The organism is Alicyclobacillus cycloheptanicus (assembly GCF_028751525.1).
In the GTDB taxonomy this organism is placed as follows: domain Bacteria; phylum Bacillota; class Bacilli; order Alicyclobacillales; family Alicyclobacillaceae; genus Alicyclobacillus_L; species Alicyclobacillus_L cycloheptanicus.
Genome location: NZ_CP067097.1, coordinates 438,481 through 463,815 on the forward strand (window position 1 = coordinate 438,481; position 25,335 = coordinate 463,815).

The 25,335-nt window shown below is 60.8% G+C and carries 23 protein-coding genes; 9 read left to right on the forward strand and 14 right to left on the reverse strand.

Annotation, left to right across the window (positions count from 1 at the left end; translation table 11 throughout):
• Window positions 1-50 precede the first annotated feature (50 nt).
• On the reverse strand, window positions 51-398 hold the full coding sequence (locus JI721_RS02075; RefSeq protein ID WP_274456418.1) for a hypothetical protein: 348 nt from the start codon (window positions 396-398) through the stop codon (window positions 51-53).
• Between the two features lie 65 nt (window positions 399-463).
• Here JI721_RS02075 and JI721_RS02080 point away from each other — a divergent pair, with 65 nt between their 5' ends.
• Complete coding sequence (locus JI721_RS02080; RefSeq protein WP_274456419.1) at window positions 464-817, forward strand: hypothetical protein; 354 nt, start codon at window positions 464-466, stop codon at window positions 815-817.
• 797 nt (window positions 818-1,614) lie between these two features.
• Here the strand turns inward: JI721_RS02080 and JI721_RS02085 are convergent.
• Window positions 1,615-2,787 (reverse strand): pyridoxal phosphate-dependent aminotransferase, encoded by a 1,173-nt coding sequence (locus tag JI721_RS02085; protein ID WP_274457616.1) that lies wholly within the window; start codon window positions 2,785-2,787, stop codon window positions 1,615-1,617.
• Between the two features lie 389 nt (window positions 2,788-3,176).
• Entirely contained in the window at window positions 3,177-4,364 is a 1,188-nt protein-coding gene (locus JI721_RS02090; protein ID WP_274456420.1) for an FtsW/RodA/SpoVE family cell cycle protein, read from the reverse strand.
• A 215-nt stretch (window positions 4,365-4,579) separates the two neighbouring features.
• Between JI721_RS02090 and JI721_RS02095 the strand changes: the two genes are divergently transcribed.
• The 3 genes from JI721_RS02095 (at window position 4,580) to JI721_RS02105 (ending at window position 7,758) form a co-directional block, all read left to right on the forward strand.
• Window positions 4,580-4,915 (forward strand): hypothetical protein, encoded by a 336-nt coding sequence (locus tag JI721_RS02095; RefSeq protein WP_274456421.1) that lies wholly within the window; start codon window positions 4,580-4,582, stop codon window positions 4,913-4,915.
• 234 nt (window positions 4,916-5,149) lie between these two features.
• A complete protein-coding gene (locus JI721_RS02100) occupies window positions 5,150-6,799 on the forward strand; it encodes an FtsW/RodA/SpoVE family cell cycle protein (protein ID WP_274456423.1) in 1,650 nt (549 codons plus the stop codon).
• 5 nt (window positions 6,800-6,804) lie between these two features.
• Complete coding sequence (locus tag JI721_RS02105) at window positions 6,805-7,758, forward strand: MBL fold metallo-hydrolase (RefSeq protein ID WP_274456424.1); 954 nt, start codon at window positions 6,805-6,807, stop codon at window positions 7,756-7,758.
• A gap of 503 nt (window positions 7,759-8,261) precedes the next feature.
• On the opposite strand, the gene thpR is transcribed toward JI721_RS02105, so the two are convergent.
• From thpR to JI721_RS02120, 3 genes are read right to left on the reverse strand one after another with little or no spacing between them, the layout of a single operon-like run.
• Complete coding sequence (gene thpR, locus JI721_RS02110) at window positions 8,262-8,876, reverse strand: RNA 2',3'-cyclic phosphodiesterase (RefSeq protein ID WP_274456425.1); 615 nt, start codon at window positions 8,874-8,876, stop codon at window positions 8,262-8,264.
• Window positions 8,877-8,890: 14 nt separating this feature from the next.
• A complete protein-coding gene (gene helD, locus JI721_RS02115) occupies window positions 8,891-11,227 on the reverse strand; it encodes an RNA polymerase recycling motor HelD (RefSeq protein ID WP_274456426.1) in 2,337 nt (778 codons plus the stop codon).
• A gap of 16 nt (window positions 11,228-11,243) precedes the next feature.
• A complete protein-coding gene (locus JI721_RS02120; RefSeq protein ID WP_274456427.1) occupies window positions 11,244-11,750 on the reverse strand; it encodes a GAF domain-containing protein in 507 nt (168 codons plus the stop codon).
• A 124-nt stretch (window positions 11,751-11,874) separates the two neighbouring features.
• On the opposite strand from JI721_RS02120, the gene JI721_RS02125 reads away from it, so the two are divergent.
• Together JI721_RS02125 and JI721_RS02130 are read left to right on the forward strand one after the other, a co-directional pair.
• Window positions 11,875-13,260: a MurT ligase domain-containing protein gene (locus JI721_RS02125; protein ID WP_274456428.1), complete on the forward strand. Its 1,386-nt coding sequence runs from the start codon at window positions 11,875-11,877 to the stop codon at window positions 13,258-13,260.
• Entirely contained in the window at window positions 13,223-13,945 is a 723-nt protein-coding gene (locus tag JI721_RS02130; RefSeq protein WP_274456429.1) for a type 1 glutamine amidotransferase, read from the forward strand. Before JI721_RS02125 ends, JI721_RS02130 begins: the two co-directional genes overlap by 38 nt.
• Window positions 13,946-13,948: 3 nt before the next feature.
• On the opposite strand, the gene JI721_RS02135 is transcribed toward JI721_RS02130, so the two are convergent.
• Window positions 13,949-14,377 carry an acyl-CoA thioesterase gene (locus JI721_RS02135; RefSeq protein WP_274456430.1) on the reverse strand — a complete coding sequence of 143 codons (429 nt, stop codon included), beginning with the start codon at window positions 14,375-14,377 and terminating at the stop codon, window positions 13,949-13,951.
• Between the two features lie 270 nt (window positions 14,378-14,647).
• On the opposite strand from JI721_RS02135, the gene JI721_RS02140 reads away from it, so the two are divergent.
• Window positions 14,648-15,997 carry an LCP family protein gene (locus tag JI721_RS02140; protein WP_274456431.1) on the forward strand — a complete coding sequence of 450 codons (1,350 nt, stop codon included), beginning with the start codon at window positions 14,648-14,650 and terminating at the stop codon, window positions 15,995-15,997.
• Between the two features lie 101 nt (window positions 15,998-16,098).
• Here the strand turns inward: JI721_RS02140 and JI721_RS02145 are convergent, their stop codons facing one another.
• From JI721_RS02145 to JI721_RS02160, 4 genes are all read right to left on the reverse strand, one after another.
• Window positions 16,099-17,706: a fatty acyl-CoA synthetase gene (locus JI721_RS02145; RefSeq protein WP_274456432.1), complete on the reverse strand. Its 1,608-nt coding sequence runs from the start codon at window positions 17,704-17,706 to the stop codon at window positions 16,099-16,101.
• 207 nt (window positions 17,707-17,913) lie between these two features.
• A complete protein-coding gene (locus JI721_RS02150) occupies window positions 17,914-18,639 on the reverse strand; it encodes a DUF421 domain-containing protein (protein ID WP_274456433.1) in 726 nt (241 codons plus the stop codon).
• Window positions 18,640-18,764: 125 nt separating this feature from the next.
• The gene (locus JI721_RS02155; protein WP_274456434.1) at window positions 18,765-19,172 is read right to left on the reverse strand and encodes an acyl-CoA thioesterase; all 408 of its coding nucleotides are present in this window, start codon (window positions 19,170-19,172) and stop codon (window positions 18,765-18,767) included.
• A 90-nt stretch (window positions 19,173-19,262) separates the two neighbouring features.
• The gene (locus JI721_RS02160; RefSeq protein WP_274456435.1) at window positions 19,263-20,561 is read right to left on the reverse strand and encodes an LCP family protein; all 1,299 of its coding nucleotides are present in this window, start codon (window positions 20,559-20,561) and stop codon (window positions 19,263-19,265) included.
• A 232-nt stretch (window positions 20,562-20,793) separates the two neighbouring features.
• On the opposite strand from JI721_RS02160, the gene ytaF reads away from it, so the two are divergent.
• Complete coding sequence (gene ytaF / locus JI721_RS02165; protein WP_274456436.1) at window positions 20,794-21,405, forward strand: sporulation membrane protein YtaF; 612 nt, start codon at window positions 20,794-20,796, stop codon at window positions 21,403-21,405.
• Between the two features lie 65 nt (window positions 21,406-21,470).
• On the opposite strand, the gene JI721_RS02170 is transcribed toward ytaF, so the two are convergent.
• The 3 genes from JI721_RS02170 to JI721_RS02180 are packed head-to-tail and all read right to left on the reverse strand — an operon-like array spanning window position 21,471 to window position 24,470.
• Window positions 21,471-22,424, reverse strand: coding sequence for a ketopantoate reductase family protein (locus tag JI721_RS02170; protein ID WP_274456437.1), 954 nt, complete (start codon window positions 22,422-22,424; stop codon window positions 21,471-21,473).
• Window positions 22,425-22,452: 28 nt separating this feature from the next.
• The gene (locus JI721_RS02175) at window positions 22,453-23,397 is read right to left on the reverse strand and encodes a D-2-hydroxyacid dehydrogenase (protein ID WP_274456438.1); all 945 of its coding nucleotides are present in this window, start codon (window positions 23,395-23,397) and stop codon (window positions 22,453-22,455) included.
• Complete coding sequence (locus tag JI721_RS02180) at window positions 23,394-24,470, reverse strand: phosphotransferase family protein (RefSeq protein ID WP_274456439.1); 1,077 nt, start codon at window positions 24,468-24,470, stop codon at window positions 23,394-23,396. The genes JI721_RS02175 and JI721_RS02180 overlap by 4 nt, the downstream gene beginning before the upstream one ends.
• 435 nt (window positions 24,471-24,905) lie before the next feature.
• On the opposite strand from JI721_RS02180, the gene JI721_RS02185 reads away from it, so the two are divergent.
• The gene (locus JI721_RS02185; protein WP_274456440.1) at window positions 24,906-25,100 is read left to right on the forward strand and encodes a hypothetical protein; all 195 of its coding nucleotides are present in this window, start codon (window positions 24,906-24,908) and stop codon (window positions 25,098-25,100) included.
• Window positions 25,101-25,335 lie beyond the last annotated feature (235 nt).

The window sequence follows — 25,335 nt, forward strand, 5'->3', positions numbered from 1 at the left end:
GCTCGCTTGGGCATCCAGCACCACCTCGAGCACCGTTCCAACCGGGGCAACTAGTTTGCGCCATGCTCCGCTTCACGTGATTCACCGGCTGGCGGCTGCCCCGGCACTGGCCGCAACGTCGGGCGCGGCGCAACCCACCCAGCAGCAGCCTTCGGGGAACGCTGCGCAGCCGCAGCAACGGCCTTCGGGAAACGCTGCGCAGCCGCAGCAACGGCCGGCCCAGCGGCCCGCGCCGGACCCGCAGGCTCCTCCGAATCAGGCGCCAGCGCCGGGCAGCCAGCAACCGTCCGCACCGTCCCCAGGCGCGCGTCAGCAACCGGCGCAACCACGTCCGGATGCCGCACCAGCACCCGCCCCAACGCCAGGCCAACGCTCCAATGTGTTCGAGCGGTGGCCAAGAAGCTCCAAGCTGCGGATTCACGTGATCGACGGGCGGACCTTGAAACCGCTGGAGGGCGCTGAAGTGGTCGTAATCGAGAGCGAACAGCGCCTGCGCACTGATCGCAACGGCTACACGCCGTGGTTTGACGCGCCGCTCATTCGCGATCCGCGGTATCGTCCGATGATTCAGGAACTTCACGGCCAACTAGGTGTCATTGCGTATAAGAACGGATATCGGGACTCTGTTCACCTGGGCATTCGGTTGAATCCAAATACGCCAACGGAAACCACCGTGTGGATGTACAAACTTGGCCCGGGTGACGTTCGCGTGGAGCCTGTGTTGTACCAAGAGCCATACCACCACCTGTGGCTCATCCGACTGGCAGACAGGTACCGCAGCAGCAGTCAACTTGGGGAAGGATTTCAGCACCCGTGATGGGATGGAGTAGATGGTGCGATCAGGCGGGGCTGGGGCCGGGCCAGGTAAGGGCGCGAGGGCTGGGCGGAGCCGGGCGGGGCTGGGGCCGGGCCGCGATCGCCTGGACCCGATAAGGCACCCTTGGTTCCTTATGCCCGCGGGGGTAAGCGCGATAAGGCGCCTTTTCTTCCTTGTGGGGGCGACGCGCGCCATGGCCTGGGTGCGATATGGAACCTTTTCTTCCTTATACCGCCCGGGATACGCCCGGGGGCCGCGATCGCCTGGACCCAATAAGGCACCCTTGGTTCCTTATGCCCGCAGGGGTGAGCGCGATAAGGCGCCCTTTCTTCCTTGTGGGGGCGACGCGCGCCATGGCCTGGGTGCGATATGGAACCTTTTCTTCCTTATACGCCCGGGATACGCCCAGGGGCCGCGATCGCCTGGACCCAATAAGGCACCCTTGGTTCCTTATGCCCGCGGAGGTAAGCGCGATAAGGCGCCCTTTCTTCCTTGTGGGGGCGACGCGCGCCGTGACCTGGGTGCGATATGGAACCTTTTCTTCCTTATACGCCCGGGATACGCCCAGGGGCCGCGATCGCCTGGACCCAATAAGGCACCCTTGGTTCCTTATGTCCGCAGGGGTGAGCGCGATAAGGCGCCTTTTCTTCCTTGTGGGGGCGACGCGCGCCGTGACCTGGGTGCGATATGGAACCTTTTCTTCCTTATGCCGCGCGGCCCCGCGCGGCCCTGCCCGGCCCCACCCGATAACCGCCCCCGCCTGCTCCCCGCGCCCAGCCTCCCCGGCCGGGCGCTGCTTACCTCGTCACCGCCGCGATCCGGTGCGCCGCCTCCCGCAGTCGGTCCTCCGAGGTCAGCAGCCCGATGCGCACGTAGCCTTCGCCGCACGCGCCGAACCCGACCCCCGGGGCGACGGCGACGCCCGCCTTCTCGAGCAGCATGTCCGCATACGATACTGCTTTGAATCCCTCCGGCACCGGCATCCACACGAAGAATGACCCGCCCGGCGGCGGGCAGTGTACGCCGAGGGACTGGAGCGCGCCGACGAAGGCATTGCGGCGGGACTCGTAGGTCATGCGCAGGTTCTCCACGCAGTCCTGCGGGCCTGTCAGTGCGGCGATCGCCGCCCGTTGCACCGCCGGAAATAAGGAGACATAGTAGTGGTCTTGAAACAAGTTGATGGCCGCAATCATGTCAGGATTGCCCACAGCAAAGGCGACACGCCAGCCGGCCATGTTGTACGTTTTGCTGAGTGTGTACAGTTCGATCCCGACCTCTTTCGCACCGGGTGCCTGCAGAAACGAAGGCGGCTGGATGCCATCGTAACCAATCGCCCCGTATGCGAAGTCGTGCACTACCCAAACGTCGTGTTTGCGTGCCTGTTCGACGAGGTCTGTATACAACGACGCGGGCGCCGTTGCCCCGGTCGGATTGTGCGGGTAGTTGAGAAACAGCAGCTTCGCCGCCTGCCAGTCCGCGTCCGCCACCGCCTCGAAATCGGGCAGAAAACTGCGATCGGCCGTGAGCGGCAGGGTCACCATCCGTGCGCCGGCGAGGGCAATGCCGCTCCAGTAGTCCGGGTAGCCGGGGTCGGGCACCAGCGCGACGTCTCCCGGATTGAGGTAAATCTCGCTGACTTCGACGAGGCCCGCTTTGCCGCCGAACAAAATCGCCACTTCCGTATCCGGGTCGAGGTCTATGCCATAGGTTCGCGCGTAGAACGCGGCCACTGCTTCCTTCAAGGCCGCCATCCCGCGAAATGGGCCGTAGCGATGGGTTGCCGGGTCCAGCGCGGCTTCCCGCAGCGCTTCGACAATGTGCGGCGGCGTGGGCAAGTCTGGGTTCCCCTGTCCCAGGTTGATGATGTCCCGCCCCGCCTCGATTTCAGCCTGCACACGCCGAGTCAAGTCTGCAAAAAATTGTTTCGGCAACCGTGCCATCCGGTCCGCCATCTGGATGTTCACCCGCATGACTCCCCTTCCCAGCCAACTTCGTCTCGCTCGTCTTGAAACAACTTGGCCTTCAAACAACTTAATCTCGTAAATCGACGATTTCCTCTGTCGCGCCAGTGTCGTCACCAGCAATCGCGCGCTCCTCGCTGCCCCACTGGGCAAGCGCCGAAACGGCTTCCTCATAGGAGTGATGAACGTGTACCCTGCAGGGTGCCTCGGGCAGTTGTCGATCACGATTTGCCACTGCCCATTCTGAAACTGGTGAATCGTATACGGCAACCCGTGAATCTCGCGAACGGGGTGTCCCCGAAACTGCCAAGCCATGCGCCATCCCTCCAGTCCTGGTATCTAGGCATAGCGTGGCCGAAATCCGCCAGCGTTATGTGACGGACCATCGAGACAACCTCCTACGAAAATCGCAGGCGCTTGCGGCGAACACAGACACTGAGGGCAAGTCCAATCGCCATGTAGTTCAGCAAAAGCGAACTGCCGCCGTACGTGACAAACGGCAAGGCGATGCCTGTAGCCGGGCTCATGTACATGTCCATACCGATGTTCTCGAACACCTGGAAAGCGAACATCCCGACCAAGCCAATAATCAGATAGGTGCCAAACGCGTCCCGCGACGTCCCCGCAATGCGTGTCATCCGGTAAAAAATCACCAAGAACAGGAGAATCAACAAGCTGGACCCGACGAACCCGAACTCCTCACCGATTCCGGAGAAAATATAGTCCGTCCACTGGTTGGGAATCCAGCCGCCGCTGGTCTCAATCCCGTTAAACAGGCCCTCCCCAAAAATCTGGCCAGAGCCAATCGCCATCTGCGTCTGGTGAACGCTGTACCCCTCTTTGTTGAGTGCGAGGGTTGGGTCAAGCCATGTCAAAATCCGCATCAGCTGGAATTTCCTGATGATGTGGTGCTTGATGACGACGTTATTGAGAAAATCCACTGCTTGGTGCGGATACTGGACGGCCACCAGGGTGATGCCGCCGACGACCAGCAGGGTGATGATGGTGAAAATAATGAAGTAGGACCGTTTGAGGTACACGACCAGCATGGTCATGACAATGGCAAACACGACCAGCGCCTGCCCGAGCGCCGGCTCCTTGTAAATGAGCGCAAACGGCACAATGAACACGACCCAAATCGGCCATGTCTTACGCAGCCGATAGTCGGGAAACTCGGACTCGTCATTGTCTGCCATAAAGCCCGCGATGACGATGATCAACGCCAGTTTCATGAACTCGGACGGCTCAAAGGTCAACGAGCCAAGCGGAATCCAGCTGTGTGCTCCGTTGACCGTCGGCATGGCAAACACCGCAACGAGCAGCAGGAGAACTACGCCGTAAATCCACCAACGGTACTTTCGAAGCACGCGATAGTCCACGGCAGCCATGGCCAACATCAGGATGAAGCCAACGACTTCGAACATAATCTGTTTGCTGAGCACGTGTGGGGGCACTGGACCATTTGGAGCCGTCGGCTTCCCATACGTCGTGGCAAGCAGGGCGATACACCCGTACACGGCTAGCAGAATCATGGCGCCAATGAGTGTAAAATCCAGCTCCCGAAAGTTTCTTCGAAATGTCTCCACCCTGTCCTCCACCTTCGCGAAACCCTCTGCCCAAGTCAGGCATTGCGCGTTGCGCGATTTCAATCGGTCCCGGTTTTGGTGCCTGTTTCGGTCCCCGTTTTGCACTCCCTATTATCCTGGATTTCTGGGCCGAGGTCTACCACTTGGTACAATCTGTGCATTCGCCGCGAATTCGCAGGCATCTGCCCCATAGAATGTGTCGACAAAGGAGGCTGATGTCCGTGATTTCCCGTCATTATGTGCGATCGTTGATTGGGCAGCAAGTCCAGTGCCACACGCACTACGGCGTTTTTCATGGGGTCGTTGCGCACTGCACCAAGCACCACCTGATTTTGATTCCGTCTTACGCGGCTGAGAGCACGCCCGCGGCAGCCGGCGTGGGCGATCACCGCTGGGGGCCGTGGGGGTACGGGCCAGGTGGTCCAGCGGGGCCGGGCGGACCAGGACCCGGCGGCTACGGACCCGGTCCAGGCGGAGGAGGCGGCTGGCAGATCGCGATCCCTCTGGCGGCCATCATCGGCGTCACCGCCATTGGCATGCACTGGTGGTAACGTCTGCACGTCGGTGCCGCAGCGCCGATGGACGACGGAGCATCGCAGCTCATTTCAATGCGCGCCACTCAATGCGCGCCACAGCAGTCCTGGCGTCTCCCCGCGTCGTTCTGTGACGAAAATCTTTCAGTCGCGGAAATGACGCGGGACGTTCGGCGATCCGCCTGCAGGGGAAACGACCCATCGTGTCGAAAGAAACCCTGTTGCGGACACTGACTGAGGAAGGTGGCGCGCTTGCAAGGACAACGACACCAGCCAGACTACATCTTGTTTTTTACCGTCGTGATCCTGTGCGCCGTAGGCGTTGTCACGGTATTCTCGGCGAGTACGTATTTTGCGCTCGATCTCGGCCTTTCCGCGTCCCACTTTGCGGTGCGCCAACTGATTGCGGCTGTGATTGGCCTGGGACTGATGATGGGCGTCATGCAAATCCCTTACCTGACTTGGTACAAATGGGCCCCGCGCCTCATGTTGGTCAATCTGCTTTTGTTGGCGATGGTCATTGTTCCGGGCATTGGTGTCTCCAAGGCTGGCAGCCGCCGCTGGCTGGGCCACGGCAGCATCACCTTTCAGCCCTCTGAGTTTGCGTTGATTATTTTGGCGCTGTACCTGGCGTTTTTTTTCAGTAAGAAGGTCATGTTCCTTCACAGCTTCAAAAAGGGGCTGCTGCCAGCCCTCATTGTGATTGCGCTGAACGCTGGCCTCATCTTGCTGGAGCCGGACATGGGCACATCTTTAACGTTGATTGGTACGGCCGTCATTATGGCCCTTGCGTCCGGCACGCGGCTGAAACCGCTGTTGTTCACGTTTTTGTTTGGGGCGCCCGTCCTGGTGGGCGTGGCATTCTCGGCCCATTACCGGTCCAGCCGGCTCACGTCCTTTCTGCATCCGTTTGCCAACCCGACGCAGTCCTATCAGCTTCTGCAAGGCTGGACAGGCATTGTCAACGGCGGCTGGTTCGGCCGCGGTTTTGGCATGAGCATTGAAAAGACCGGCTACCTCCCCGTCCCGCATATCGACTTCATTTTCCCAGTATTTGTGGAAGAGTGGGGCATTGTCGGCGCCTGTGCGCTGCTGGTGGTCTTCGGTGTTCTCATTTGGCGAGGCTTTCTTGTGGCAAGGCACGCCGACACGCGCTTTGGTTCGCTGCTCGCGCTCGGATTGACGGCGACCATCACCGTGGGGATGTTCATTAACCTGGGTGCTGTGACCGGGCTGCTGCCAGTGACCGGGATCCCGCTGCCGTTTATCAGCTACGGCGGCACGTCGCTGGTCATGAGCCTCGTGGCGATGGGGATGCTCCTCGGCGTCTCCAGGTATACACTGGCAGAGGAGCCGGAAAGCGACGAACTGGCGGATGTCATTGAAGTCGATGAAGCGCGGGAGCGGATTGAATCACGGACGGACGAACTGCTGCCGGTTCAGGGACGGCCCCGCCGCGTCGCGGAAATCCACCCGCTCCGCCCTCGGCGGAAGACGGCTGCGCGGGAAAGCTGGCGCGCACGCCAGGAGGCGGCCGCCACGGGGCCGCGTGCGCAGCGTTCTGCGCGCAAGACGGACCGACGCAGCGCTGGCGGATTCCGGGCGTCTCGCACAGAATCGACATCCGGCAGCCGGTGGGCTCGCGACGACAGCCCCATCTCGCTGAGCGGCCGCCCGGCAGCGCGGAGCGCCGGCTCCATGCGAGGCGGCCGACGCAGTGAAGCGGGCCGCGCAAAAGACGCGGGCCGGAAGTCCCGCTCCACGGTGCAGGCCTCCAGCAGCGGACCCAGTTGGCGCGAGCGGAACTCGGCCGCCGGCCGGCCGCAGCCGCGTTCATCCTCCGCGCGCAGTTCCGGCTCAAAACCCGGGGCAAAGCGGGGAATCTTTCGAAGGGATCGGTGATCGCCATGACTTCTCCACGTTCCGTACCGGTCGATCTCGGCAACGATGTGTGGATGATCGACTTGCTGGAGCAAGGTGCACGCTGCCGAACGGCGGCCTATTTCATTCGTGACGAAAAGCTGACGCTGATTGAGACGGGATCGTCCTTGTCTCATGACCTCCTGGTCGAGGCGCTCGCGCAGCTGGACGTGAAACCGGAAGACCTGGACTATGTCATCGTGACGCACGTCCACCTGGACCACGCCGGCGGCGCAGGTCACATGATGGAACGCGCGCGCGACGCCACGTTGGTGTGCCACCCGCGGGCGGCACGGCACATGATCGACCCGAGCCGCTTGTGGGGCGGCGCAGAGCAGGTGTACGGGGCGGCATTGCCGCAGTTGTTCGGCTCCATCAAGCCGGTGCCCGAAGCCCGCGTGCTGATTCGCCACCATGAAGAGACGCTGGATATTGGGCGCCGGACGTTGACCTTCTTCGATTCCCCGGGCCACGCAAAGCATCACTTCACGATTTTAGATCCCGTCTCAGACGCACTGTTCGCAGGCGATGCGGTGGGGATTTTCTATCCGACCGGGTTCACGGGCTGGTCGTATGAGTGGGTGATGCCGTCGACGTCGCCGACCGACTTCGATCCGGTCGCGATCCACAACACGATGGCGATGCTGCAGCAAGTACCGTTCACTTGGGTCTACCATGCGCACTTCGGACGGTCAAAGCGAGAACCAGCGATGCGCGACACGGCGCGCGTCGCCGACGCGTTTGCGGAGATTGTCGGCGGGCTGCCGGACGACCAGTTGTCCGTTCCGATTGTGGCAGACGCGCTGCGCACATGGGTGAAAGCGGATTTACGGGCGCATGGCTTTGACCCGGGCGACGACCTCTCGGTGCTGGACTTGGACATGACCGTCGACGCGATGGGGCTGATTCACTACGAGCAGAAGCGCCGTCAGGCGAAGTGAGCGCTGGGTGAGCGCGGATGGATTGAGCGCCCGGCGCGGCGTGCCTGGGCCGGCCGACTTTAGGCGCCTTTCCTTCCTTAGCTGACCGCCAGCCGCACTGGGACCCGCCACTTTAGGCGCCTTTCCTTCCTTAACGGGGGGCCGGCGCCGCCGGGCCGGCCGACTTTAGGCGCCTTTCCTGCCCTAGCTGACCCCCAGCCGCGCTGGGACCCGCCGCTTTAGGCGCCTTTCCTTCCTTAACGGGGGGCCGGCGTGCCCGGGCCGGCCGACTTTAGGCGCCTTTCCTTCCTTAGCTGACCCCCAGCCGCACCGCGACCCGCCGCTTTAGGCGCCTTTCCTGCCCTAGCTGACCGCCAGCCGCACTGGGACCCGCCGCTTTAGGCGCCTTTCCTGCCCTAACGGGGGGCCGGCGTGCCCGGCCGACCGACTTTAGGCGCCTTTCCTTCCTTAACGGGGGGCCGGCGCCGCCGGGCCGGCGTCCCCAACCTTGGACATTGCCTTGCCTACCCCAAAGGAAAAGCCTTCACCACGGGATAGGTCAGCTTCCCCGCCATTCGAGTCGATTCGAACAAACACAGCTGCTCGACGGGGAACATCCGGACGCCCCCTCGACCCGCGTCCTCGATGTCAGACGGCACGTCCAATGCCTGAAACGTCCTGACATCGAGCTTGCGCGCGAGTGTCAGGTGGGGCTGATATCGTCGAGTGTCCAACTGCCAATCACGAAGCTCCAACGCACCGACCGCTCGCTGCACGGCGGCATGAAGCTGCCGCAGGCTGGCCATTCCATCGTTTTCGGCGAGCCCCATCCACAAAATGCGATTTCGTTCGAACACCCCGAGGGTGCCGAGCGTCAGTTCAAACGGCGACGCTAAGGAGGCCGCTCGCGCACCTGCCTCCACCAGCCGCTCTCGTTCTTCTTCCGGGCGTTGGCCAAGAAACAGCACCGTGATGTGGAACAGCGAAGGATCGGACCAATTTCCGGCTGCCACGCCGGAACGTTGGAGCGCCTGCTGCATGCGCCCCAGTGACTGCTTCAGGGTGTCCGGCAGCGCGATCCCGAAAAACAAACGCCGGCCCTCGCCCCGCTGCACCTCGCCCCGCTGTGCTTCATGCATTCGGCCCTTCTCCCTCACTTCACGTCGCAGTACGCCGCATCAATCCACGGGCAGGGCGTGCCCTGCGAAAACAGGTGCAGCTCGTGCATGGCACGGGTGCAGACCGTGTAAAACAGCGTACGCTCATGATCGCGGCTGTAGGTGTGTTCCGACGCGTCGTACACCAGCACCGCGTCAAACTCCACGCCTTTGGCCAGATACGATGGAATGACCAGCGGCTCCGGCCGGAACGTCACTGTCTCTTCATCCACCAGCTGCAGTTCCAACTGGTCGCGCAGCGATTCATACACCCGGCGCGTCTCCCCAGCCGTTTTGCAAATGATCGCGATCGTCCGGTGGCCTCGCTGCTGCACGTCCCGCATACACGCCAGCAGCTTGGCACGCCGGTCCTCCTCGTCCCGTACGCGTGTCAGCGTCGGTCGAATCCCCGTCCGCTCAAACGGTTCAATCCGCTCGCCGCCCTCCACGATGCGCCGCGTGAATTCGACGATCTCGCGGGTTGGACGATAGCTCCGGTTGAGCACCAAAGTCTCCGTCCGCTCAGCCGGGTACAGCGACCGCGCGGCGTCAAAAGCGGACGCCCCTGACGCCTGGAGGTGAATCGCCTGGTTCGGATCGCCCAGGAGCGTCATCCTCGCATGCGGAAACAACTGCCGAATGCACGCCAGCTGAAAAGCCGAATAGTCCTGCGCCTCGTCGATGAACACATGGCGAATCAGCGGATGGGACCGGATGCCGGTCAGCCGCTCCTTCAGGTAGAGAAACGGCGCGGCATCCTCGTATGCCAACTTGCCCGTTTCCAGCTGCCGCAGTGTCTGCGCGCAAATGTCCGGCCATTCTTCTGGCAGCTCGTGGCGTTTGGCAATGCGCTGCGTAAACTGCCGCTGGTTAAACAAGTTCGCGTAGACCGCCCGAACATCCACGAAGCGCAGTTGCGCAATGGCGGCGCGCAGCGGGCGAAAGCTTTGATGGACGACCTGTTCAGCCAACAGCGCCTGCTCCCGCGAAAAATCGTCAAACGAGGTTTGCGCAAAGCGCCCCTCGCTCTGCAGCCGCTGGAACGCCGCATGGTGGGTCTCTTCATCCAGCAGTTCCACTTCGTCTTCCACCCAGCGCTGACTCCGTTGCTTGATCTCGTGCTCCTTCAATTCTTTCAACAGCTCCCGCTTGAGCATGGCCAGCCGGTTCGGAATGCTGATACGGTTGTCCATGGCATAAAAGCGGCGCTTGATGTCCTTGCGCGAAATCAACAGGCTGCCGCGAAACTTGATGCCCCGAAACTCCAGTCCATCCTGTGCCAGCCAAGCGATGTACCGGTCCATCAGGTCCTTGAAATCCATCGAGGACTTATAGCGAATCGCCTGGAGCCGGGCCGAATAGTCGGGATGGTCCATTTGCGTCAAGACGTACTCAGTCTGGTCAAAGATGTCTTCCACCGGCTGCGCCTTCCCGAGCGCGGTCCGGACATAGTCCTGATAGGTGAGCTGGCGCATGCTCTCCTCGCCCAGCTCCGGCAGTACATTCGATACGTAACTCGAAAACAGCGGGTTCGGCGAGAACAACAGGACGTTCTCCGACCGCAGCGACTCCCGCTCGTGGTACAGCAGGTACGCGATGCGCTGCAGCGCCGTGGACGTCTTTCCGCTGCCCGCCACCCCTTGCACAACCAGCAGCTGGTTGCGGGTGTTGCGGATGATGCGGTTCTGCTCCCGCTGAATCGTGCCGACAATGCTCTTCATCTGGGGAGAAGCGGCGCTGCCGAGAATCTCCTGCAGAATCTGGTCGCCAATGGTGATGGCGGTGTCGAACATGCTCACGATTTTGCCAGCCTTCATCAAAAACTGGCGCTTGCGTTCGAGGGTCCCCTGGATGACCCCCGCCGGCGCCCGGTAGTCTGCGGGACCCGGCTCGTGATCGTAATAGACACTGCAAATCGGCGCGCGCCAGTCGTGAATCAGAAAGTCTTCACCGTTGTCGTCGACGAAGGACGCGATGCCGATGTAGATGCGATCCGCCTCGGCTTCCCCATCCGCCAGAAAGTCGATACGGCCAAAGTAGGGCGACTGCTCGAGTCTGCCCAGAATCCGAATCTGCTGCGTCAGACTCTGATGGCTGCGCTCCTGTTCGGACATGACCTCCGCCTGCTGACGAATGCTGGCCATCGTTTCGGCCGCCTCGATGGCGTCCTCGAGGTTGACCGTCACGTCTTCCCAGAAGTCGCGGCGGATGGACACGATTTCCGACTGCACCCCTGCGGCCTGTTGGCGAAACTGTGCCAGCCGGCGCGCCACTTTCGCCGTGACTTCGGTCACGCGCGCCTGTTCGCGGAACAAATCTGGATGCGGCTCCATCCATCGCCCCTCCTGTTTATCGTGGATTCGAAAAGGGTATGAACTGCACGAGCGCATCCACCACACGCTGCAATCCCGCCGCGTCCTCGTCGTCGAACCGCCCCGGCTGTGGACTGTCGATGTCCAGCACGCCGAGGAGGCAGCCGTCTTTAACCATCGGGATCACGACTTCTGACCGCGAATCTGCATCACACGCGATATGCCCGGGAAACGCAAACACATCCGGCACCACTTGCGCCTGCCGCGTCTGTGCGGCGGTGCCGCAGACGCCTTTGCCAAGCGCGATGCGAATACAGGCTGGCTTCCCCTGAAACGGACCGAGCACCAGCTCGCTGTCCTGCTCATGCCATAGATAGAATCCTACCCAGTTGATGTCGGACATATGAACATTCAGGAGCGCGGATACATTCGCGAGGTTCGCCGTCACGTTGGGCTCCCCATCGACCAAATACCGCACCTGGTTGCACAGTTCCTCATAGAACGCTGCCTTCGAAGCGGCATCAATCGACGACGCTGAAAACACGCGAATCCCTCCTTCCATCCCCGAACTTCAGGGACAGAATATAGTATAATCCTTTTCGGTGGATGCAAGGCGCCGACACAACGTGTCCATTTCACCGAGACCTCGCGAAAGGATACTTGAACCCATGGCCATTCGATTTCTGCTGGCCGTTTGGGTCGGCAAGTGGACCCAAACCTTGCTGCACCTGCTCGGAAAAAACGCAACCAGCCTGCCCGGAAAAATCGCCCTCCGGCTCGCGCCGGATGTCATTGCGCGGCTGGGACGCCAGTTGGAGCGCTGCGTGGTCGTCACCGGCACCAACGGCAAAACCACGACCGCCAATCTGTTGTCGTCGATGCTCAAACAAACCGGTCCGCAAATCACCAACGCGGAAGGCGCCAACCTTCAACAGGGCCTGACCAGTGCACTCCTGGCGGACACCACCTGGTTCGGACGGCTGCGCAAGAAGTCGGCCGTCTTCGAAATTGACGAAGCGACGCTGCCGTTGGTCGCAAAACACCTGCCCATCCGCGTGCTCGCCGTCACCAACGTGTTTCGGGACCAACTCGACCGGTATGGGGAACTCGATACCACGCTCGAAAAAATCATGGCCGGACTGAATCAGACGGAAGCCGTGGCCGTCTTGAATGGAGACGACCCACTGGCGCGCCACATTGGCCGGCAGTCGGGCAACCGCTCCGTTTACTTTGGCATGAGCCGAAGCATGGCGCGCGCCGAAGTTCGCGACCAGATGCGCGATGGCGCGTTCTGCCTGTCGTGCGGGCACGAACTGCGCTACGACGGGTTCTTTTACGGACAGCTGGGACTCTATGTGTGCCCGGCCTGCGACTTTTTCCGTCCGCTGCCCGATTTTGAAGGCACCATGGTCAACCAGCGGCTGGAGGTCCGACAGGGCAGCCTGCCAACCGTTGTCTACGACGTCCCTGTCCGAGGCATGTTCAACCTTTACAATGAACTGTGCGCCATCGCGACCGCCCGCATGTGCGGCCTCACTGCAGACCAAATCAGCGCGGGACTCCGGCGTTTCGCCACGCCGCTCGGGCGGATGCAAGTGTACGCAACAAGCCCTGTGTCCATCCTCAACCTCATCAAAAACCCGACCGGGTGCGACGGCGTGCTGCAGGCGATTGCCTCTGAACCAGGACCCAAAGTCCTCTGTATCGCCATCAACGACCAGGCGGCCGACGGCCGTGACGTCTCGTGGCTGTGGGATGCGGACTTCGAGTTGGTGCCCGAACAGCTTGATGCTGTGCATTGTGTGACGACTGGCATGCGCGCGGAGGATATGGCCCTGCGCCTGAAATACGCAGGGTATGACACCACCCACATCCACTGTGACCCGGAACTGTCCAGCGGCATTCATCACGCCTTTACCCTGGCAGCCGAGCGCGGCGGGCTGCCGGTCTACATTATCGCCACCTACACCGCCCTGTACCCAGCCGCCGAGATTTTGAACAGAAAGGTCGATCACGATGAGCCAGCGCCTTTGCATCGCGCATCTGTATCCTGATTTGCTCAACCTGTACGCCGACAAGGGCAACATCCTGACGCTCGTGCGGCGGCTGGAGTGGCGCGGCATCGAGGTCGAGGTGACGGAGGTCCCGAGCGGAAGCGAGCCGCGGCTGCAGGACTACCACCTCGTGCTGCTCGGCGGCGGGTCGGACCGCGAGCAAGCCCTGGTCGGGCAAACGCTGCGGACCAAACGCAGCGAGTGGCAAGCCGCCGTCGAGGACGGACTGCCGCTCTTGGCCGTGTGCGGCGGGTACCAACTGCTCGGCCACTTCTACCAGCTGCCGGACGGCACCAAAGTACCTGGGCTGGAACTGCTGGACCTCGAGACCGTCGCCGGGTCGCCGCGCTTGATTGGGAACATCGCGATTGACAGTCCGGAATGTGGCACCATTGTCGGGTTTGAGAACCACGGCGGGCGCACAACGCATCGCCATGCGCCGCTCGGATTCGTGCGCCAGGGCCATGGTAACAACGGCCAGGACAAACAGGAGGGCGTTCGTTACAAGAACATTGTCGGCACCTACATTCATGGGCCGCTATTGCCGAAAAACCCGCGGCTCGCGGACTTCATGCTGGGACTCTCCCTGGCGTACGCTGGCATCAACGCGGCGCTCGAACCGCTGGACGACCGGATGGAAGAAGCGGCGCACGAAGCCTTTCTAACACGGCGGATTGGCGGATAAGGGTTACGCGTTCAGCGCCGGCACGCCCTCCGGCGGCGTGGTGTGCCGGCTGAGCGCCTCGCGCACTTCCGGCCGCAGCGGCGTGGACTTCTGCGTCGCGTAATCGAACGCAATCAGCGTCGTCTGCCCGCGCGCAACGCACTGGTGCGCTGCGTTCCATATGGCGTGATCGACCACAAAACTGCTGTTGCCCAGGCGGCTGACCCACGTATGCACCGTCAGAGTTTCCGCGTACTTGACCTGCGCCAGAAAGTCGCAGCGGGCCGAGGCCGCGATGAGGTTCCACCGGTCAAGCGCGAGTGTCGGATTGAACAGGCGAAACACGTCCCTGCGCGCCTCTTCCATATAGGTGAAATACTTGGCGTGGTTGACATGACCCAACCCATCGCAGTCGCTGAACGCGACTGTCAATTCGTATGTAAACATGCGCATCACCGTCCCCCTCCATCATACCGGTCCGGACGCAGGCGTGCCAGCGGCCGCCAGTGTGCCTGCGGGCTGACACCGGCGCGCCCGCGATCGACCCCCAACTTGCCTGCGAGGTCAACCCGTCCACCCCGTTTCAAGCAAAAATCAAGACAAATTGAGTTAAACTAAATCGGTTATGGGAACAAAGGCGTGTCCATCTTCGTCTATTCGGTGTGAACACGGATACACAGACACGTGCAGGCAGTTCCAGACTGATTCAAACGGGGTGTGGGTGTGGGCAAAGACCAAAAAGAAAAACAAGTTTCCAAGGATTCGACCACGGACGGCACTGCGAAACGCCACCGTACCAGGCGTATTGTCAAGTGGTCGCTGATTTCCTTGTGCAGTCTGGTTGTGCTGGCGGGTGCAGCAGCGGCCTGCACCCTCTACGAGCTGCGGCCGGGGGCAAACACAGCCAACGCGTCCGCGATGCACAAAAGCGTCACGAAGGCCGTGCAAAAGCTGGGGCAAACGGTGTCGGGCGTCTCCGGCCCCACCAACATTCTGCTCATCGCGAACAACGCACGCAACGCGACGAATCCGTTGTCCCTGGGGACCGCGGCCGGGCAAGCGGACATCCTCATCATCGCTCATATTGACCCCCAGAAGCACACGGTGTCGCTCATCTCGGTGCCGCGCGACACGCTCATCGCCATGCCCACTTGGAAGGTGCCGATTCCGAAAATCAAGACGACGTTCACGGTCGGTCTGGAGGAGTCCCCTGAACAGGGACCGGAACTGGCGATGCAGTACGTTTCGAAAATGACGGGGCTCCCCATTCAGGATTACATCGTCACCGACTTCCAAGGCTTTGCGGATGCCATCGATGCGGTGGGCGGCATCCAGATTGATGTCAAGCAGCGCATTTACGACCCTGCCCACAGCGGCGCCAACCTGAATCCGGGCCTGCAAACCCTGAACGGGCAGGAGGCGCTGGCTTTTGTACGGGTCCGCCAAAACGCGGCCGGGAACGACTACCGAACCAACGATTTCGAACGTCAGCAAGCCGAGATGCAAATGCTGGAGGCGCTCAAAACCCAGGTCCTTAGTTCCGCAAAAAGTCCCACGAAACTGATGCACCTCGTGACCGTCTGGAAGAAGGACGTGGCGACCAATTTGACCACCACGCAGCTGGTCGGGATCGGCATGGAAACCGCAGGGGCTTCCATTCGAGAGGTGCAAATTGGTGATGACGCGGATTCCATGGATCTCGCCAGCACACCGGCCCCCGGTATCAACGCCGAGAACTACCTGACCGGCGCCTATTACGACGTCCTCGACCCTGCCGAAATCACGAAAACACTGGCACCCTTCGGTTCGACCGGCGCAAACCTCGGGCTCCCGCCGCTGCCAGATCCAAAAGACGTTCCCGTGGAATTGTACGGCCCGGAGAGCCTGGCAGCCACGCTGAGACACGCCGGCTTCCCCGTGACCTACATGGGGCCATCCAATGGGCAAAACACTGTCTACTACCCCGCTGGAAAAATGACATGGGGCTGGGCCGTTGCGCGCGCAGTAGGCAATTCCAACGAGTGGGTCGCGCCATCGTCGAGCTCAGACTGCGTCGTGGTCGACGCGCCTTAACGACACAGGCTGCTGTGCGCGAGGCCAGCAGCCTGTCCGATTGTAGACACGCGGTTCACACCGTAACGTGAGGCCCCGGGGACCTGGGCCCCGCTGAGCCTCTACGCCCCTGCCTTCCCCAGATTTGCAAACTGGTCTCGCAGCGCTCGCTTGAGAATCTTGCCGCTTGGGTTCTTCGGCAGGGATTCCACGAATACAAAGTGCTTTGGAATCTTGAACTTGCCGAGACGCTCCCTGCAATGCGCTTCCAGGTCGGCCGCGTTCAGTTCGACGCCTGGCTTCGGCACAATCACCGCGGTGACGGCCTCCATCCAGTAGTCGTCCGGGACGCCGATGACCGCAACTTCCGACACACCCGGGTGTTGGTAAATCGCTTCCTCCACCTCGCTGCTGGCGACGTTCACACCGCCCGTCTTAATCATGTCCTTCTTGCGGTCGATCACGGTGATATACCCTTCCTCATCCATCACACCCAAATCCCCCGTGTGGAACCAACCGTTGCGAAACGCCTCCGCTGTCTTCTCGGGTTCCTTCAGGTAGCCAAGCATGGCGTGCGGCGTTCGCAGCACGATTTCGCCCAGTGTCCCAGCGGGCACGGGCTGGTCGTCGTCATCCACAATCCGCGCCTCCACGTTGATGGTCGGCAGCCCCACCGAACCCGGCTTGCGGTCGTGATCTTCCGGTGAAAGCCCGGTCGCGAGCGGCGCCACCTCCGTCTGACCGTACATGTTCCACAGCCGGGCGCCCGGCAGCCGCCGATGCAGTTCCTTTTGCACCTCCACAGGCATAATCGCAGCCCCGTAGATACACTTCCGCAGGCTGGACAGGTCGCGCTGGTCAAAGTCGGGGTGGCGGAGCATCGCGATCCACACGGTTGGCGGCGCAAACAAGAGGGTTGCGCGTTCGCGTTCAATCGTCTCCAGGATGATTTGCGGGGTGGCCTGCGGCAGGATAATGCCGGTGGCGCCCATGTACACGAGCGGGCCGAGGAACGCATGCAGTTGGGCGCTGTGGTACAGCGGCAGCGCGTGGATCGCGATGTCGGACGGCTCATGCCGCCCCGCAAGCATCATGCTCACGTACTCGGCGACGAGGTTGGCGTGCGTCAGCATGACCCCTTTCGGCCGTGACTCGGTCCCGCTGGTGTACAGGATGTGGGCCACGTCGCGGTCATCCACCTCATGCGCCACTTCGTCAGTGGAGCAGCTCGACCGCCGGCTCCGAAGCGGTGTCCAATGGGCCAGCGCCGACGGCGCAATATCGGCCTCCATGAGGTACCGATGGTGAATATCCACGCCGGCCTCCGCCGCTGCCGCGTCGAGTGTCGCTGCCGACTCCGCCGGCGCAAGCAGGGTGTCCACCTCCGCGTGCTGCAAGATGTACGCCACCTCGCTCACTGACAGCATGAAGTTGACGGGCACCATGATGGCGCCGGTGCGCGCCAGCGCGAAGTTCACCACCGCAAAATCCAGGCTGTTGCGCGAAAATACGGCGACCGTCGACCCCTGCTTCACCCCGTCCTCGAGAAACGCGTGCGCTGTCTGGTTCACACGCGCATCAAAGTCCGCATAGGTCAGACGTTCCGCCTCGTACACAAACGCCAATTGATTCGGATACCGCGCTCGGCTGCGACGCAGCACATCGCCTAACGTATTGCTTCGCACCGAACGATACAGGGTGTGCCATTCGCTGTGTGTTTCGGGCCGCATTCAAACCCCTCCCCCAATCCGACTCTCTTCATGGCTGCGCCTCACAGCGCCGTCCCACGCAGCTATTTTAGCAAATCATTAGAAAAATAGGGGAAAGGCCGCATCGCCGCGGCACAGTGTCATGTGGCCGCGGGCGTTTCCTTACATGTCAAATACACCTATCATACATTTTCATTCAGATGGTTTATACATCTACATGAGCAACGTCTATGTCAGCGGGTGGTCGGAGTCGTCGCGCCGGTGGGCATCGAGGATGACCTCCCCTTCCTCGTTCACCGCGAGGTACATCACGTCCTGCAAGCTGCGTACCTGATGCGCCCGCAGCACCTGCTCGAGCCACGCCCTGTCGTGCCCCGTGCTCTGCAGCTTGTCTTCATCGATACCTCCGTCGATCACGATTTCAATGAAGGGTCCCTGGCCTTTCGGGGACAAGTCGGGCCCTTTGACGAGATCCGCTTTGGACACAGACTGCGAAGCCTGGGTCGGCAAAATGCTGAGGTTGCCGGTCGGCTCCAAAATCCCGTACTCGATGTCTGCGTAGTCGAAGTATCCCTTCTCGCGCAGCATCATCATGAGTACGTCCAGATTCACCTTGGTCTGCCGCAGGTTCCCGCGCAAAAGCACGCCTTTGTGAATCAGCACGATGGGCTCTCCGTTCGTGATCCGCCGAAATTCGCGGCTTTTGAGTGCAATAAAGGCAGCCACGACAGTGGCCAGGGTGAAGACGATCAGACTGAAGCCGGACGTGACCCACGCTGTGCGATCGGTCGTTGACATCATATTGGCCGCCAGGTTTCCCATACTGGAGCCAGCAACCCAGTTAAAGTACGTGAGCTGTGTCAACTGGGTGCTGCCAATCCAGCGCACCAGCATGAGCAGCAAGGCGAACGTCACGAGCGTGCTGATGGTGACAAAAAACCAGTGAATGTGCATGTGGAGATAGTCTCCTCCCATCACTCACTGGTATAGACAACTTGTCGAGAATAGAAACGCAGGATAGAACCCTGACTCCGAAACCCAACTGTCGATTTGAACGGAGCTGCGCCGTGGCCGCGGCGTCATACCTTCGCCGCGGCGAACTCCACATACGGTTGCATACGGTCCCGAACAAAGTCGGGAATCGGGACACTTTTCTGCGTCTCGTAATCGAAGTAAACCACCGTCGCGACACCGTCGAAGACCACGGTCCCGGTTTTGTCATCGGCCATCTCGCAAGCGACGTCAAAACTGCTGTTGCCGATGCGGGAGACCCACGACCGAACCAGCAGCGTTTGTCCGAAAAACGTCTGGCTGCGGTAGTTGACCTGCGCAGCCGCCAGAATCAGCTGACCCGTTTCGTTGCCCAGCACGTCCTCCACGAATGCGATGCGCGCTTCTTCCATATACGTAAAGTACGTCGAATTGTTCACGTGCCCAAGCATGTCGGTGTCCCGAAAACGGACTTTGATTTTCATTTCGTGCTTCATGGTGTACCGACTCCTTTCGAGTGGATGGCTGCCGCGGCGCGTGCCCGCGCTCACTGGCGCTTCCGCGCGGTAACATCCAGTCAAACGGGGCTACGGCGCATACACCACCGCGCCGTTCATCTGGCTTTGCGCCGGCGCGACCCATTCATTGGCTGTCCCCAAGGTACGCGCAATGGCCCAGCCCCACGGCATGTCACCCGGTGGATAGTAAATCTGAATCTGTGCACCGGAAGCGCTGCTTCCCGCATAGGTCACCGGATATCCGGCCTTTTGCAGTTCATCCGCCACCACCTGGCTGCCATACACCGTCACCGGAATCTGCGACGGCGCCGGGATGGGAGCCAGTCCTAAATCAGCGCCTGTCGAACCCAGCGGCTTCAATACCTTGGTAATCTCATTGGCATCCAGCACGTCGTAATACGCGCCGGTCAGGTAATTCTCCTTGTTGATGCCAGGTGCGGGCGCACTGGCGAGATCCATCGAATCCTTGACGGAACCCAGGTACACAGTTTTCATGGTCGATCCCGATGTCGCCATCGCCACCCCCAGCAGCTGCTGGTTGGTCATGTTGGTGACGACGTCCTTCTTCCAGACCTGAATCAGATGGGACACTTTGGACGGATTCGTCGAGGAAGCAAGCAGCTTCTGCTTGAGAATGTCCAGGACTTGCATCTCGGCCTGCTGACGTTGAAAGTCATTGGTTCGGTAGTCGTTCCCTGCATCGTTTTGCCGCACACGAATGTACGCCAGCGCTTGCTGGCCGTTCAACGTCTGCACGCCGGGATTCAAGTTTGCGCCGCTGTGACCCGGGTCATAGATGCGTTCCTTCACGTCAACCGTGATGCCGCCCACGGCGTCAATGGCATTTGCGAACCCCTGAAAGTCTGTGACGATATAGTCGTCAATCGGCATGCCAATCATTTTCGAGACATACTGCATGGCCAGCTTTGGACCCATTTGCGGCGATTCGTTCAGACCCACCGTAAAGGTGGTCTTGATTTTCGGGATGGGCACATCGTAGTCGGGCATGGCAATCAGGGTATCGCGCGGAATGGAAATGAGCGATACGACATGTGTCGCCGGATCAACGTGCGCAACAATCAAAATGTCCGCCTGGCCCCCGCCCGTTCCCAGCGATAGCGGGTTGGATGCGTCACGGGCATTATTGGCGATGAGAAGAATATTCACAGGCTTGTTGCCGATGATGCCGCCGCCGACCTGGCTGGTGACCTCTTCTGCCCCGCGCTTCGGGTGAAGCACAAGGTCCAAGAGGGTTTTCGGCCCAAGCACAAATCCCAGTATCACAATGATAAGCACAATCGCTAGTCCAATCCATCGTCCAACTTTCCTTGGCCGCCGCTGGTTGGCTCGCGGTCGCTGATGAGTCATTCATGAACCTCCCCAATGCTTGAGACGCTTCGGGAAATATATCATCTCAGAGAGGGGATGGCAAGGCGTTGCTAGCTTTCGTGAATGACGATTCGATGAGGATTCAATGAGAATTCCACTACAGCTTCACAGTGCACAGTCGCGCGACCGGACGTGCGGGACTCGTCTGGGAAATCACCGAACCAGCCTGCTGCATATGGTAAAGCGATCCCGGGCCAGAGGAGTGGTTCCTGTGCATCTCGTCGGATTTGCCAGCATCATCGCGATCGGAATCGCTTCCAATCTCGACAACGCCGGTGTCGGCATCGCCTACGGCGTGCGCCGCATTCGGATTCCCTGGTTCCCCAATCTGCTCATTGCCGTCATTTCGTTCGCGGCAACGCTCCTGGCTGGCATCTTTGGGCACTTCATCAATGGCTGGCTGCCGCCCCAAGTGGGCACCTGGATTGGCACCCTTGTGATTGTCGCGGTGGGCATCTGGGTCTTGATGCAGCCGTTTATCGCGCGCCACCCGCCCAAGCGAAAAGCGAAAAATGGCGTGATCACCAGTATCCTGCGCAACCCGGAATCTGCCGACCGCAATCGAAATCTCGCCATCAGTCCGGGAGAATCGCTCATCCTTGGCATCGCACTCGCGATGAACGCCCTGGCCGGCGGATTTGACGCTGGCATTACGAAACTCGATGTCGTTTGGACTTCCGTGTCGGTCGGTGTGTTCAGTTATGTGCTGCTTGGCCTGGCTGCATTTGCGGGAGAACGGTACGCGGCCGAGCGTCTCGGCGAAAAGGCGACGATTGCGGCCGGGATTCTGCTGATTTTAGTGGGCATTCACCAAATGTTGTAACGAGGGCCGAAAGCACCCTGGCGCGGGCAAGGCTGCCGGCGGACAGCCCTGCCAACGCCCGCTCGTTACAACGTAAATCGGGCCAGGTTCCCGTCCTTGTACGGATGCAGCAACGCATACACCGCGCGAAGGTTCGGCGTCGGGACGCCCAATCGTTCCCCTGATTCAATCGCGGCGCCCTGCAGGCTGTCCAGCTCCAGGGGCAGCCCCTTTTCCAAATCTCGATGCAGGGAAGAGGTCATCGATTTCGGCAGGTGTTCGAGCCGTTCCATCACGGCTTTCTCCGCCCCGTCGGGCAAATTGACGCCTGCCGCCCCCGCGACCGCCGTCATCTCGGCAATCAGGCCCTCCAGAAACGCGCGTGCTGCTTCGTCGTTGATCGCGACGCCGATGGGCTGACGCGTCGCCGCCGTGATCGCACTCATCGTCGTGAGGAAGATGTATTTCTGCCACATCTCCACCTGTACCTGTTGGCTTTGCGTCACGTGGATGCCCGCCTGGTCGATCTCCCGCTGGAGTGCGTCCAGCCAGGCGTCCTCCGGTGCCCCCGGCGCGTCCGCCGCGTCCGGCAGCCGGCCAAAGATGATGTCCTGCAGCTGATTGCCGTGGACGACGTCCCCGTTTGCATCCAGCGTTGCTTCAATAAAACAGGTACCCCCTAGCACCGCCCCGCGCCCGCACGCCGCTCGCAACCATTCGATGTGGTTGACACCGTTGAGCAGCGGCAGAATGCGCGCACCGCGCTCGGTCAGTGCTTTGAGCGACGGGAGCGCGCCCTGCAGGTGGTAGTTTTTGACCGCCACGATGACGACATCTGGTGCCTCCACCTGCGCCGCATCCGTTGCCAGCAAAGGCGTGATGGCAAAGTCCCCAAGGGCACTGTGAACCCGCAGCCCGCGCTCGGAGAGCTGCTGGAAACGGCGCTCCCGAACCAAGAAGGTCACCTGTGTTCCGGCTTTTGCAAGCTTGGCGCCAAAGTATCCCCCCACGGCACCTGCACCTAAAACGACAATATGCATGGGTCCTTCCTCCCCCTGGTCTCGTTGGTCAATACGCAGCCCCTGGTTCAACAACCCCAAGGAGCGCTTGTCCCGCTTGGTAACGCGCCAAATTCTCGAGAAAGTACGTGCTCCCGTTCTCAACGGTCGTGGGCCCTGACATATGCGGTGTCACATAGACGTTCGGAAGACGCCACAGCGGACTCTCCGCGGGCAGCGGCTCCTGTTCGAACACGTCGAGCACGGCACCCCCAAGCCGCGCTTGCTGTAAGGCAGCAATCAACGCCGACTCATCCATCAGTGCCCCGCGCCCGACATTGACAATCACAGCTTCAGGCTTCATCGCCCAAAGGACGGATTCGTTGACGACGTGCCTGGTCTGGTCGGTCAGCGGCAGCGTCAGAACCAGATAGTCCAGTTCGCGGACGAAGTCTACCCACTCCCTGTCTGAAAAGTGGCGGTCCACCGTGTCTGCGTGCTCCCCAGTGCGGCTGAGTCCATGCACCTTCATGTCGAAGGCGCGGGCCTTTCGCACCACCTCCTGGCCGATGGACCCAAGTCCAGCGACCCCGATGACCTTGCCTGTGAGCACGCCCGCCCGGAATGGCTTCCAGCGCTGCTCGCGCTGCTGCGCGCAGAGGCGCTCAATGCCCTTCTCGATGTGCAGCAGATACGCGAATACATACTCCGCCATTTGCCGGCTGAACACGCCGACCATCCGGGTCAGCGTCACGCGCGCTGGCACGCGGCCCTGATGAAGGACGTGATCGACCCCGGCGCTCATCAACTGCAGCCAACGGATGGACGAATAGCGCTCCAGAAGGTCGAGCGGAAAACCGATGCCGAATACGACTTCGATGGGATGCTGCTGCAGGATGGCCTCGGCCTCTTCCCGCGTGGTCGCAGGGTAGACCGTGTCACACCCCTGGTCACGCAGATACGTACAATACCGCTGTGCCGCCCGCGGCTGGTAGACAAGAATCGGAACGGTCATCGGCGCGCCTCCTTCACAAGCTGTGCGGCGTGGGCAATGATGCGCTCCACGCGCTGCCCGAACGTGGCAAACCGCTCGTCCTGCGTCTGGCCCCGCTTCCAGCGCACATAAATTTGCTGGAGAATGACCGCCAGCTTGAAATAGGCAAATACCAGATAGTAATCCATCTGCGACACATCGCGCCCCGTCCGCGCTGCGTACCGCTGAACGAGTTCGTCGCGGGTCAGAAAACCAGGGGTCGTCGTGACCGTCGGCATCATCTGCTTCAGTCCGTCCGGGTCGTCTGCCTGTACCCAATAGCCGAGGGTGATCGCCAAATCCATCAAGGGGTCGCCAATCGTGGTCATTTCCCAGTCCACGACTGCCACGGGACGGTCGAGCGCCTTTGCGTCCTGCACCATGTTGTTGAGTTTGAAGTCGTTGTGGATCACGGTCGGTTCCGGCGACACGGGTACCCGCTCGGCGAGCCAGCGCGTAACCTGGTCAACGCCAGGCACGTCGTCCGTTTTCGCCCGTTCGTATCGCTCAATCCACCCCTTGACCTGCCGCGCAAGGAATCCCTCCGGGTGCCCAAACTCCGTCAATCCTGCAGCGCGGTAGTCGACGGCATGCAGGTCTGCGAGCGTGTCAACCACCGCGAGTGAGATGCGGCGGCACAGGTCCGGCTCGGGTTGCGTCCCGTCCGGAAATCGGTCATCCAACACGACCCCGTCGCGATACTCCATCACGTAAAAGGGACTCCCGATGATGGTCTCGTCCGCACAGAACACATAGGGCTTGGGGGCCAGCGGAAAGTGAGGGTGCAGCCGGTTGAGAATCGCAGCTTCGCGCTGCATATCGTGCGCCTTGGGCGGCAGCGGCCCGAACGGCGGCCTGCGCAGCACTGCCTGAAAGGGTCCGTTCTTCAATAGATAGGTGAGATTGGAAGCGCCCGATGGAAACTGTTCCACGGTAGGCAAATCCTGCGGCAGGTCCTTCGGCAAATCGGACACTTGCTCCTGCAAGTACGCCCACACCCGTGCGACGTCAAATTCTTCACCAGCCCGTACGGGGATGGTCCGCGAATACGTCATAGATGGCCACGCTCCTTTTGTTTTCATTCTATTCTATCTTCCCTGGGTTTACATCCTGACGCATGCACGACAAAGGTTCACGCCGCCCCGTTGCAATCCCATCCGTCAAGGCGTGGGCGGACCTGTGTCGCTCCCGGATGCACAAAAGACGGGCGAATGGTGTGTGTAAAGTGTCCTTTTTGTTGGAAAAGCCCCCCACCATACTATGTAACGAAGGCGACACCAAAGGAGGTGGATTCAAACATGGGAACCTTTGGCGCATATACGCAATGGGCGGTTGTATTTCTGATTATCTTCGTGTTGTTCATCCTGTTGGTGCCTTACGGCGCAGGGTATTAATGCAGCGGGCGGCGACGTGACATCGCCGCACTCGCCCCTGAACCGATGGACCGATATTGCGATGTAGGGTGAATGCTCAGCGAGGAGGGAACTGGCATGCAAAAGTGTCCACCGATTGTCTGCGATCCGATTTACAAATACCAGGATTGCTACGTGTACCGTGAACAGCCGATTATTCAGCCAATCATTACGGTCAGGAGGCACATTGTCGTCAATGTTCCGAAGTACTATCCGCAGCCTTCGTCGAAAGACGTCGTCATCGACCCGGGCTGCCCGGGCGGCAAGTGCTGACACCCCATCCGTTGAAGCACATGCGCAGAACCTGGCTCCTGCGGGTGAAAAGCTCCGTCCCGCAGGAGCTTTTCACGGTTGTCCGCTGGAGGCTACTTCATGCCGAAAGCACTGAACCTTTGCAAGCGTTTCCTGGGTAATGATACGCATTCGTAGCATACACCGCCGCGTAAAGATTCGTGGCTGACGCCGTCCAACTTTCCCCGAGCTATTCATTACCTGTTTTCTTAGCTGT